Origin of the sequence: Flammeovirga kamogawensis (assembly GCF_018736065.1) — a bacterium.
Classification (GTDB): Bacteria; Bacteroidota; Bacteroidia; order Cytophagales; family Flammeovirgaceae; genus Flammeovirga; species Flammeovirga kamogawensis.
Map to the genome: position 1 here is coordinate 4656004 of NZ_CP076128.1, position 11872 is coordinate 4667875.

The 11872-nt window shown below is 30.7% G+C and carries 10 protein-coding genes; 7 read left to right on the plus strand and 3 right to left on the minus strand.

Features of this window, described 5'->3' with window-relative positions; all coding sequences use genetic code 11:
* The first annotated feature begins 99 nt into the window (after positions 1–99).
* A complete protein-coding gene (locus KM029_RS18910) occupies positions 100–543 on the plus strand; it encodes a hypothetical protein (protein WP_144074747.1) in 444 nt (147 codons plus the stop codon).
* A gap of 86 nt (positions 544–629) precedes the next feature.
* Positions 630–1778: a THUMP domain-containing class I SAM-dependent RNA methyltransferase gene (locus KM029_RS18915; RefSeq protein WP_240050317.1), complete on the plus strand. Its 1149-nt coding sequence runs from the start codon at positions 630–632 to the stop codon at positions 1776–1778.
* A 68-nt stretch (positions 1779–1846) separates the two neighbouring features.
* Here KM029_RS18915 and KM029_RS18920 read toward each other — a convergent pair whose 3' ends face one another.
* The 3 genes from KM029_RS18920 to KM029_RS18930 all read right to left on the minus strand — a co-directional run bounded on the left by KM029_RS18920 (position 1847) and on the right by KM029_RS18930 (position 5194).
* Positions 1847–2527 (minus strand): hypothetical protein, encoded by a 681-nt coding sequence (locus KM029_RS18920; protein ID WP_144074748.1) that lies wholly within the window; start codon positions 2525–2527, stop codon positions 1847–1849.
* Between the two features lie 85 nt (positions 2528–2612).
* Entirely contained in the window at positions 2613–3800 is a 1188-nt protein-coding gene (locus tag KM029_RS18925) for a DUF1501 domain-containing protein (protein WP_144074749.1), read from the minus strand.
* A gap of 11 nt (positions 3801–3811) precedes the next feature.
* Positions 3812–5194, minus strand: coding sequence for a DUF1800 domain-containing protein (locus KM029_RS18930; protein ID WP_144074750.1), 1383 nt, complete (start codon positions 5192–5194; stop codon positions 3812–3814).
* 216 nt (positions 5195–5410) lie between these two features.
* On the opposite strand from KM029_RS18930, the gene KM029_RS18935 reads away from it, so the two are divergent.
* The 5 genes from KM029_RS18935 to KM029_RS18955 all read left to right on the plus strand — a co-directional run bounded on the left by KM029_RS18935 (position 5411) and on the right by KM029_RS18955 (position 11805).
* Entirely contained in the window at positions 5411–5674 is a 264-nt protein-coding gene (locus tag KM029_RS18935) for a hypothetical protein (protein WP_144074751.1), read from the plus strand.
* A gap of 30 nt (positions 5675–5704) precedes the next feature.
* On the plus strand, positions 5705–6865 hold the full coding sequence (locus KM029_RS18940; RefSeq protein WP_144074752.1) for a sigma-54-dependent transcriptional regulator: 1161 nt from the start codon (positions 5705–5707) through the stop codon (positions 6863–6865).
* A gap of 232 nt (positions 6866–7097) precedes the next feature.
* Positions 7098–7589 (plus strand): hypothetical protein, encoded by a 492-nt coding sequence (locus tag KM029_RS18945; RefSeq protein WP_144074753.1) that lies wholly within the window; start codon positions 7098–7100, stop codon positions 7587–7589.
* 255 nt (positions 7590–7844) lie between these two features.
* Complete coding sequence (gene pgi / locus KM029_RS18950; protein WP_205125451.1) at positions 7845–9491, plus strand: glucose-6-phosphate isomerase; 1647 nt, start codon at positions 7845–7847, stop codon at positions 9489–9491.
* 238 nt (positions 9492–9729) lie between these two features.
* Positions 9730–11805, plus strand: a complete 2076-nt coding sequence (locus tag KM029_RS18955) for a PP2C family protein-serine/threonine phosphatase (RefSeq protein WP_144074754.1) — start codon at positions 9730–9732, stop codon at positions 11803–11805.
* The last annotated feature ends 67 nt before the right edge of the window (positions 11806–11872 follow it).

The window sequence follows — 11872 nt, forward strand, 5'->3', positions numbered from 1 at the left end:
TTTTTTGAGAATATGACAATTGATATATTTTAATTTTAAGATAGAAAAAATTGATTTTTTATATTAGTTGTAAACCCATTTAAATTAAAAAATATTGTAATGAAAACACTATTATTAACTTTCTTCTTTTCAATTGTATCGGTTGCTGTTTTTGCTCAAGAGTATCCTTTTGGTTTTCAATTTGGACAGTCTTTAGAAGAATTTGAAGACGCATTATCTGCTTCAGGAAAGTATGAATTAGACGATGAACATCAAGGACAAAATGGAATCTATTTGTTTTACCCTGAATTGGACAAAGAAACACCCATTTGTGTTGTTGTTCATTTTGAAGATGGAAAAACTGTGCAGATGGGACTTAAGGTTGGGGCAATGCACGAGGAAGATATTAAATCATATCCAGGGCACCTAACGGTTTGGGCTGTTATAAATAATATAAAAAAACAATATCCTGATAACGTGCATCATCTAAATCATGGAGGAGTTGTATACACACTCGCTAGATCTGAAGAAATTGATGATATCATTTTAATGAATAAAATATAGAGGATTGTCAATGATTCTTTGTAAAGTATTGTCTCAAATATTTTCTATGTACATTTGCAACAATAGATTATAAAACTCCGAATACTTTGGCAGATCAAGATCAAATTTTTCCTATGACCGCTAAAACCTTTTTTGGTTTAGAAGAAGTCTTAAAACAGGAACTTATACAAATAGGTGCAAAAAACGTAAAAGCAGGAAATAGAGCTGTAACTTTTGAAGGGGACAATGAAGTTCTTTATAAAGCGAACCTTCATTTAAGAACTGCTTTAAAAATATTATTACCTATTAAACAATTCAGAGCTAGAAATGAGCAAGAATTGTATGATAGAGTTAAAAAGGTAAACTGGGCAAAATATATTGATTTAGATGGTACATTTGCTATTGATAGTACTGTTTGGTCGGAAACATTTACCCATTCTAAATTTGTAGCATTAAAAGTTAAAGATGCTATAGCAGATCATTTTACGGAAATCTTTAAAAGAAGACCTAATGTTGATGTTAACCAGCCAGATATTCAAATTCACATTCACATTTCTCAAAGAGAATGTATTTTATCTTTAGATAGTTCTGGGGAGTCTTTACATAGAAGAGGGTACAGGTCTGAACAACGCCAAGCACCTTTAAATGAGGTCTTAGCAGCTGGTATTATTTTGCTAACGGGCTGGAAAGGAGATCGTCCTTTCTTAGATCCAATGTGTGGCTCTGGAACATTGCTTGTAGAAGCAGCAATGATTGCTAGTAATACAGCACCTGGAATTAAAAGAAAATTTGCGTTTATGAATTGGAAACAATATGATCGTAAATTATGGAATCAAGTATTTAGAGAAGCGAAGAGAGCCGTTGTAGAAATAGAAGTGCCAATTGTTGGTTCTGATATAGATAGGGAAGCAATAGATATCTCTTTTGCAAATGCTGAACGTTCTGGTTTAGATGAAGATTTACGTATCTCTAAAAATAGTTTCTTTGATCGTAAAGCAATTGGTGAAAATGGAATTATTGTATGTAACCCGCCTTATGGTGAGCGTATAGGTAAAGATATTGAAGAATTGTATAAGCAAATGGGAGATAAGTTAAAGCAAGATTTTTCAGGTTATGATGCTTGGATATTTAGTGGAAACATGAGAGCTCTAAAATTTGTTGGTCTTAGACCTAGTAAGCGAATAGAATTGTATAATGGAGCAATAGAATGTAGACTAGCTAAATACGAAATGTATAGAGGTGGTAAGAAAGACTAAGTTTTAATTGCTGATCCATAAAAAAAGGTGATATATTTTTGTATCACCTTTTTTTATGGAAGATATTTTTATTTGTCTTCAATCATAATCATTTTGACTTTCATTTCTTCATCAACATCATGAAGTTCGTGATCGGTTGATTTATTAATTACTTGCTTAACCGTTTTGCCATCTGCTAAAGTGACATCTGCAGTGATTTTAGTCAATTCATTATTGATTTCAACATTCATGTTATTAATCGTTTTAATAGACTGATGATAATCTTTTTGGATAGCATCTTCTATTTCTTCTCTATATAAATGTTCATCACTTGGTAATGAAGTTTCATCAATAGATTTTTCATATTTAATAACCCTATGTTGTCTTCCGTTATTATCAGAAAGTTCAATATTAATATTTCCTTCAATATTATCAGCCCATTGGAAATTTTGTGATGTAGTTAATCTATTCACAACTTTTTCCATTTCTTCAGGACTAAGTTTTATTGTTCTATTTTCTATTTTTCCGTTTTTTAATATAATATCTGCATTTATAATAATACCATCGTTATTGCTTTTAACATCAACTTGTTTAATGTCTAAAGCATCATCTCCAAACCTGTCTTTTAAGTTCGGAAAAAAAAGAGGGATATTATTACTTTTATGGTCAATAACTATTTTTTCATCATCCTTTATATCAATCGATTGGCAACTTATACAAATAATATTAGTGACAAAAAATAGGATGAAAGTATGAAATTTGCTTAGCATATTATGTTTAAGTGGTACAATTTAATGTAGGTTGTTAGTAATTAATTGTAAGTAAGTAATAATATGCTATTCAAGCAATTAAGTGTTATATTAATGATAGTTCATTAATATTTTTTGACATAATTTCTGAACTACTAACATTCAACCAATTATTTAATAAATCAGCATAAATACTTCTAAAGTCAACAGAATGTATAAGGTCACCTCTATTTAAATTTACTAAATCAGGGTTTTCATTAATAATACCTTCCTTTTTAAGATGCTTACTAATGATAAATACATTGTTTGCAGCACCATGATCAGTTCCTTTACTGGCATTCTGCTTTACTCTTCTTCCAAATTCAGAAAAAGTCATAATCACTGTATCTTTAAAGTGATCTGTTTTTTCTAATTCTTCAACAAAAGCAGAAACACCTTCAGAATATTGTTTTAGTAATTTATTCTGTTGAGGAATCTGACTTGCATGAGTATCAAAACCACCCAAAGAAGCATAATAGACTTTAGAATCCATACCTGATTGAATTAGCTCTGCAATACTTTTTAAATTTTTTCCAAGTGCAGTATCAGGAAAAGTAGTCTTCGATTTATAGACTTTACTATGTTGGTATATATATTCAGCTGATTGATTTGCTTCAGTAAGCGTTTTATATAGATAACCTTGATTTTCTTCGTTTAAATTTTCAACATCTCCAGATGCAAGTGTATCAAATTGACCTACTTTTAAAGTGTTGTAAAATGTATAAGGATTGTCAACAGCAATGCCTTTAATTTTACTACCTTTCATTGCTAGAGATAAGGTGTTATCTAATTCAATTCCTTCTCGTGGTTTAGAACAATTAGCATCCATGTATCTACCCAGCCAGCCAGTATTTAGGTATTGGTTAGCATCACTGGCAGTATGCCAAATATCCATACTTCTAAAGTGTGATCTATTTGGGTTTGGATAACCAACATTATTAATAATAGATACATAACCTTTATGGAAAAGGTCTGCAAAACCTTTCATCTGGCCATTAATACCTAAATTATTATCTAATTGAATTAAGTTTTCTTTTTGTATTGCAATGTTTGGTCGTGCTTTGTAGTAATTGTCATCTAAGTAAGGTATAACAGTATTAAGGCCGTCATTACCTCCAGAAAACTGGATAATAACTATTCTTTTACCTTTGTATTCTTCTTGTATTTGCCCTAAAGTTTGTTGTAAAAATAAAGGTGTAAAAAGAGTACCTGCAGTTAATAGAGATGACTTTTTTAAAAATGATCTTCTTTTCATGATTTCCTACTTTAGCAAAGTTGATATTCTGGTAATGAAATAATTTGAATGACACGTTCTTTAAAACCATCGTAAGCATTAGCTTTTAGATAATTTTGAGCACTACTAGATAATTCCCCTCTAATTAAAAGCTCTTCTAGAGTGCATTTTTTAACATCCTCTTGATGTGTCTCTTCAATTGAATTCCAATCAATTGCACATTTAAATTTACGGATGTATTTCATTTGTTTTTTATTACGATTATCGTTGGGGTCTTCATCGTAATTTTCTTTGTAAGCAATAGGAATATCACCATTGTTTAGAAGAATAGAAGGTAATCTTAGTCGCATTGCTAGTCTAGAACTATCAATCCAATCTCTATTACCAGGCCACCCAGCAACATTTGGTGGGTTGAATAATTCTTGATCTAGATTTTTTTGAAGTATTATCCAACTTTGCTCATTTACAGGGTTTAAACCAAAACTTTTCTTTAAAGAAACAAGGAGTTCTATTGGGCTTTTTATTTTAGCTCCAATATTTTCATCAGCATAAAACCAATTGGCATTGAAAATAAATGCCATTGTTTCTGCAATATCATAATCTGAATTATAGAACTTATCAGCAATTAAATTAATGTGCTTTTCATTAGGGATTGGATTTACAAAATAAGCATAAATCTTTTTACTGATAAACTTAGCACATTCCTTTTGAGAAGTGATCATTTTAATCACATCTTCACCGCTATAAGTTCCTGTTTTATTGAAAATAGTTTTTTCTCCTGTATCGTGCTGTTTAGGGATAAAACGATATTGTAAAGTTTTCTGTTTATAATTCCAGCCTGTAAAACATCGTGCAATTTCTTTTACATCACTTTCTGTATAAACAGTATCTCGTCCAAGTGTAAAAAGTTCACATAATTCACGTGCAAAATCTTCGTTTGGTTTTCTCTTTCTGTTCTGTTTAAGATGCAGGTAATCTATCATAGCAGAAGATTTAGAAACTTCTAGTACTAGATTTTTGAAATTACCCAAACCGTTTTTTCGAATTACATTAGTATACTGTAATGATTTATATGGATCTACAATTCTACAAGCAAAATGACCGTGCCAAAAGAGTGTCATTTTTTCTACCAAGACATTGTCTCCATGAGCCATTTCATCAATCCATTTTATATTAATTTCTCTAGAAAACTGACGCATTTGTTTTCTCATAGACATGCGGTCATCGGCATCCATTTTATTATAAGGAGCGTCAGGTTTATCTGGTAAATCGTAAGTTAAATCTTTAATTTCCTTGGGATACACCAAAGAACTAATCCAGTCTTTATTAGTAATAAGTTCATCTGCATTCTTCTTGTCTATACCAAAACCTGCTCTGGAATAGAGGTGAAGAAGTTTTTTGTACGTCTTTTTCATGTTAGTTATATAAGTAATCGATTCGATTTTAATTCACTTTTCAAAATAGTTAATTTTAGAGTTAAATGATATTATTTATTTGAATAAATCAAAAAAATGATAGGAGAAAGGTGTTTTAAATGGATAATATTATTTAGATAAATATGAATAGAAGTGTATATTTGATGAATATAATCAGTATAAAACTTTTTAACGAAACATTAATATTTAATTAGGATGAGGAGAAATTTTACAGCAGCAGGCTCTGATTTAGAAAGCTTATTAAATGATACAGAAAAACAATGTTTGTATTTTAAAAAAGCGGCCTCATCTCAAACATTAGAAGTTGCTATTCTAACACCAAGTGGAATGACAGCTTTGGGAGCTCTAGAAGTTGCAAAATTAATGGAAGTAGTCACCAAACATTTTGCTGATGCAGAAATGGAATTTGAATTTGGTGAATGTCAAGGCAGTGAGTATTGCGTTGAAGTGGCTTGGTAATTTTTTAAGGAACAATATTATACTATACAGATGGCTAAGAAGATACTTATTATTGACGACGAGAAAAGTATACGTTATACACTTCGAGAGATTTTAGAATTCGAAGATTATGAGGTCGATGAAGCAAAAGACGGGGAGGAAGCACTTGAGAAACTTGTTGTAAATAATTATGATGTTGCTTTGTGTGATGTAAAGATGCCTAAAAAAGATGGTATTGAAGTTCTAACAAAAGCAATGGAAATGGGGAAAGCTCCTCAATTTATTATGATCTCTGCACATGCAAATATTGATATTGCTGTAGATGCTACTAAAAAAGGAGCTTTTGATTTTATTTCTAAACCACCCGATTTAAATAGATTACTTTTAGCAGTAAGAAATGCTTTAGATAAATCTTCTTTAGTTCAAGAAACTAAGGTACTTAAAAAGCAAGTAGCTAAAAAATATGATATCATTGGTGAAACAGAACCTGTTTTGCAAATGAAAGAAACTATAGAAAAAGTAGCTCCGACGGAAGCAAGAGTTTTAGTAACTGGACCAAATGGTGCTGGTAAAGAATTAGTTGCACGTTGGTTACATGGTAAAAGCCCTAGATCTAAACAACAACTTGTTGAAGTAAATTGTGCGGCAATACCTTCTGAGTTAATTGAAAGTGAACTTTTTGGTCATGAAAAAGGATCTTTTACTTCTGCTCATAAGCAACGAATAGGTAAATTTGAACAGGCCAATGAAGGAACTCTATTCTTAGATGAAATTGGTGATATGAGTTTATCTGCACAAGCTAAAGTTTTACGTGCTTTGCAAGAAAATCGAATTACTAGAGTAGGTGGAGATAAAGAAATTAAGGTTAATGTTAGAGTTGTTGCGGCAACAAATAAAGACCTTAAAACGATGATTAAATCAGGAGATTTTAGAGAAGATTTGTATCATAGATTAAGTGTAATTGTTATTAAAGTACCTTCTTTAGCAGAACGTAAAGAAGATATTCCTTTATTAGTGAAGAAGTTCTTAAAAGATATTGCTGGAGAATATGGTCGCCCTGAAACCAAAATCACAGATGATGCTCTAGATAAAATGAAAGAGCCTGGTTGGACAGGCAATATTAGGGAGTTGCGTAATGTTGTTGAAAGACTTACAATTATGAGTCCTACAGAAATTACAAAGGATGATGTAGAGCGATACGCTTTCTTATAGAACATTAAAAAAGAGAAAAACGACATTTAGGTGTCGTTTTTTTTATGTCTTACAATCTGTTTTGTTTAAAAGGATTAATATTCAAACCTGTTGTCTAAATTTTTGATAAATAAAGAAGTAAGTTCAATTTTAGATGCATAATTACCTCATTTTTATTCATAACATTGCGCTAACAAAAACAAGAGACAGGTTACTGTCATTAATTACTGTATAAATAAACCTAATTACTGTTATGAATTTATTTAAAAACGTGCTGGTATTAGCCGCAATGGTTTTAGTATCAATTACTACTATGGCACAAGAGTCAAAACCTAAACAAACAGGAGGAGCAAATTTTAGTGGTCCAGGTACATTAAATATCGGATTTACATCTGGTTTTAGTAACAATACCCTTGGTGTACAAGCAGATTATGAAATTGCACAACTAGGTCAAGATTTTACTGTTGGTGCTTCTTTAGCATATCAATCTTGGCAAAACCATGATGATAAAAATAATTCATTAGCAGTAGGCGCTAGATTTAGATGGTATGCTGATAGAGTATTAAATATTACCCATCCAAAATGGGATGTTTTTGCTAGTGGTGATATCGGATTTAATATTGGAGCACCTAATGCACTATGGTGGGGTATTGGTATTGGAGGAAAATACCATATTAATGAAAAAATTGGATTACAAGCAATTATTGGAAGTGGTGCACAAATAGGTATCCACTTTAATATTTAATATTTGTATAAAGTACAATTATAAATACTTGATAGTCATGTTCTTATTGAAAAAGAGAGCATGACTATTTTTTATATTCAATGTTTTTCTCTCAAAAATCTAATTTCATTATGAAATGATGTGAAAAATCATCAAAGTGTGAGTAAAATCAACTTGTTACATTCATTTGAAATTGTAATTTTGTGCATTGTAAGAAAAGTTGCACTACAAATTTTCTTACACAAAAAATTTGTAACAAAATTAATACAATATATTATGTTGAAAACAGTAAATCCTACATCCACAACTGCATGGAAAGCACTTGAAGCTCACTTTGCTGACATGAAAGATGTGCAAATGAAGGACCTTTTTGATACAGACAAAGATAGAGCTGATAAATTCTCACTTACATTTAATGATATTTTTGTTGATTATTCTAAAAACATAATCAATGATGATACGCTTAAGTTATTACTTGATCTTGCAAAAGAAACGGGTGTAGCTGAAGGTATTAAAAGTATGTTTGCTGGAGAGCATATCAACGAAACAGAAGATAGAGCAGTATTCCATGTTGCACTTCGTAATCAGTCTAATGAGCCAATGAAAGTTGACGGAGAAGACGTGATGACAGAAGTAAACCATGTTCTTCGCCAAATGAAGGAATTTACTGAAAAAGTAACTTCTGGAGAATGGAAAGGTTATACTGGTAAATCTATCACAGATGTAGTTAATATTGGTATTGGTGGATCTGATTTAGGTCCTTACATGGTTACAGAGGCTTTAAAACCTTATAAAACTAATGTAGATGTTCATTTTGTTTCTAATGTAGACGGTACTCATATCGCTGAAACATTAAATGGGTTGAATCCTGAAACAACAATGTTTATTATCGCATCAAAAACTTTCACTACGCAAGAAACTATGACAAATGCCAACTCTGCAAGAGATTGGTTCTTAGATGCAGCAAAAAGTGAAAATCATATTATGATGCATTTCGTTGCTTTATCAACTAACGAAGAAAAAGTTCGTGAATTTGGTATTGCTCCTGAAAACATGTTCCGTTTCTGGGACTGGGTAGGTGGTCGTTACTCTTTATGGTCAGCAATTGGTTTATCTATTGCTTGTAGTATTGGGTTTGATAATTATCAAGAAGTTTTAAAAGGTGCTCATGCTATGGATAACCATTTTAAAACAGCTGATTTTGAAGAAAATCTTCCTGTATTATTAGCAGTATTAGGAGTATGGTATAATAACTTCTTCGGAGCGGAGAGTCATGCATTATTACCTTATGATCAATACATGCATCGTTTTGCTGCTTATTTCCAACAAGGAGATATGGAGTCTAATGGTAAAAATGTAGATAGAGCAGGTGAAGTTGTAGATTACCAAACAGGTCCTATTATTTGGGGAGAACCTGGTACTAACGGACAGCACGCATTCTATCAATTGATTCATCAAGGAACAAAAATGATTCCTGCAGATTTTATTGCTCCAGCAATATCTCAGAATCCAATTGGAGATCATCACGCTAAATTGTTATCTAATTTCTTTGCACAAACAGAGGCATTGATGACCGGTAAATCTGAAGAAACTGTAGTAGCAGAGTTTAAAGCAGCTGGTAAATCAGATGAAGAAATCGAAAAATTAAAAACATTTAAAGTGTTTGAAGGTAACCGTCCTACAAACTCAATCTTAATGAAAAAAGTTACACCTTTTACATTAGGTACTTTAATTGCAATGTATGAGCATAAGATTTTTGTGCAAGGTTTAGTTTGGAATATCTTCAGTTTTGACCAATGGGGAGTTGAATTAGGTAAGCAATTAGCAAACAAAATTCTTCCTGAATTGGAAAATAATGATAAGATTACATCACATGATTCTTCTACGAATCAGTTGATCAATAAATATAAAGAAATGAGATAGTTGAAAAATTATAATCTTTCTTAATAGAACCTGTTAGATGTACTTCTAACAGGTTCTTTTTTTTGATCTTTATTGAGTTTTAATTGAAAATGGTATTTTTGTAAATTAATTCATGTAATACAGAACTTATCGCTTTATAAGTGATACTTAATCTAGTATATTACAAGCAAAAAATAGATTAATAGAAAGTACTATAATTAGTATATGTGCTTTTAGAAATATATAGATATAAATAGAGATGTTTAGAAAGATACAGTCGAGTATATTTTCTTATTTTTTTACTATAGTAATCATTGCACTTATTGTTTTAGTGGCAGGGATAAATAGTATAATTACTAGGTTCGAGAAAAAATCAATTGATCAATATTTAAAACAAATTACAATAACGGTTTCTAGTTTTGCAGATAGAAAACTAGAAAACAAACGTAGAGATGTTATAGAATTATCAGCATTATTTATCAATAGTGATAAGTCAGATGGAACCATTGATTTTGATGGACACTTAAAAATAGCCAAAGAAATTGCTAAAGCTGAAGATGTTCTAGTAATAGATACTAAAAAGGAAACTGTAATTAATTCAGTTAATAAAGGACAAGAAATAGGCTTAAATATAAATGATAATGCTTTTATACCTTTTAAATTATCAACACTAATTAAGAATATTACGAATGATAAAAAAGAGGTTTATTGGGGTGATATTTATGCTTATTCATTACAAGGTGGTGCTCCTAGAATTTTTCTGTTGTCTAAAATTAGTAACTCAAATATAGTTTTAGCTTATGTTTTTGATCCTAGAAAATGGGAGTTAAGTAAGTTTATTGATGCAAATTTAGAACAAAGTACAGATGTGCTATTTGTCGGTTCGGATGGTAAATTAAGGAGCAACTCTAAGCAGTTTGAATTAAATCCATCTGCAGTGTTATTAAGACTTTCTCAGCAAAATTATTCTAAAGAAGAGTTAGATAAAGCAAAAAAACTAAATACTATAATTGGCATCCAAAAGGTTGATCAACAAATTATAGATGAGTTGGATCAATTTAATAGAGGTGTTATTGATGTTGCTTCTGTAAACGGGATAAGATCATTAGCAATGATTCAACCTATCAGAAAAGATGGATTGAATTGGAATTTAGTAGTTGAATATGAAAAAACGCAAGCGATTATTGGGTGGTCCAATGTTAGGATTTATATAAATATTCTTTTAATTATAATTGCTGCGTTCTTTATTATTGCAGTTGTTCAGGGTGGAAGAAAATTAGCAAAGCCAATTTATGCGTTACGAAAAGCTTTAGAAGAATTAGTTGATAGACCAAAAGTATTTACTGCCGCTAATTTTGAAAACTCAGGGGTTACAGAAGATATGCTCTCTAAACTAGAAAGTATAAGTGCCTTAGTTAAAGAGCAACATGAGAAAGGGGGTAAGCTGAAAGCTAAATATGAAAAAACGGAAAAGAAATTATCTAAGAAATCAGAATTATTAGAGCAAGAAATTGATAAAACAAAAGGTTTAGTTGCTAATGTAAGTGCATTAGAAGCAGTAAATTCAGAGGTTAATCAAAGAGTAGAAAATACAATAAGGTCAATTAAAAGAGTATTGAAAGTAAAATTGTTTGATGCAAGTGTTTTTTCATCATCTGTAGAAAACTTTTTTCATATGTCGAGCTTAAAAAGTGATATATCGAGTGATTTTATCTTATCCTTTGAAAGAGACAGTCGTTTATTTTTCTTTTTAGGAGATACAAATAAACATAATACAGATGCCGCATTATACCGTATGGTAATCAACTCTTTAATTAATGATGTAGTAAATGTTAAGAAAATATCATCGCCAGATAGAATTCTTGAAACATTAAACCGTCAGATACTTGATATGTTAAAGCATGATGAATTTGTATTTGATTACCCTGTAAATCTTGCTGTGTGCGTATATGATCGTCAGAGACAAATGATTGAGTTCTCATCAGCTAATCAATCAATTTTTATTTATAGAGATACAGTTTTAGATGAAATTCAAGGTGATAATATAGGTATTGGTGGAGTGAATGGTGAACAACATGTGAAATTTGAAAATCACTATTTGCCTATGAATAGAGTTAAAAATTGTAACCTTTATATGTTTAGTGATGGTTATATAAATCAAACAAATAAAGAAAATATTCCTTTCGGACAATCACGTTTAAAAGAGCTTCTAATTGATATTCAGTCTGAATCTATTGATAATCAAAAAGATTATGTACAAAAAACATTTATTGAATGGAAAGGAGAAGAAAATCAACAAGACGATGCATCTATTTTGGGCTTAAAACTCATCTAAGTTTTTAAAACAGTAGAAAAAGACTATTTTTGATAAAAGCAAATTATATCTAACTAACTATTGCGTT

What these genes read in the sequence shown, in the direction of transcription:
- KM029_RS18940 (WP_144074752.1), top strand. Translation starts at nt 5,705, where the DNA reads ATGGCTAAGAAGATACTTATTATTGACGACGAGAAAAGTATACGTTAT.
- KM029_RS18945 (WP_144074753.1), top strand. Translation starts at nt 7,098, where the DNA reads ATGAATTTATTTAAAAACGTGCTGGTATTAGCCGCAATGGTTTTAGTA.
- KM029_RS18955 (WP_144074754.1), top strand. Translation starts at nt 9,730, where the DNA reads ATGTTTAGAAAGATACAGTCGAGTATATTTTCTTATTTTTTTACTATA.
- KM029_RS18930 (WP_144074750.1), bottom strand. Translation starts at nt 5,194, where the DNA reads ATGAAAAAGACGTACAAAAAACTTCTTCACCTCTATTCCAGAGCAGGT.
- KM029_RS18925 (WP_144074749.1), bottom strand. Translation starts at nt 3,800, where the DNA reads ATGAAAAGAAGATCATTTTTAAAAAAGTCATCTCTATTAACTGCAGGT.
- KM029_RS18935 (WP_144074751.1), top strand. Translation starts at nt 5,411, where the DNA reads ATGAGGAGAAATTTTACAGCAGCAGGCTCTGATTTAGAAAGCTTATTA.
- pgi (WP_205125451.1), top strand. Translation starts at nt 7,845, where the DNA reads ATGTTGAAAACAGTAAATCCTACATCCACAACTGCATGGAAAGCACTT.
- KM029_RS18910 (WP_144074747.1), top strand. Translation starts at nt 100, where the DNA reads ATGAAAACACTATTATTAACTTTCTTCTTTTCAATTGTATCGGTTGCT.
- KM029_RS18920 (WP_144074748.1), bottom strand. Translation starts at nt 2,527, where the DNA reads ATGCTAAGCAAATTTCATACTTTCATCCTATTTTTTGTCACTAATATT.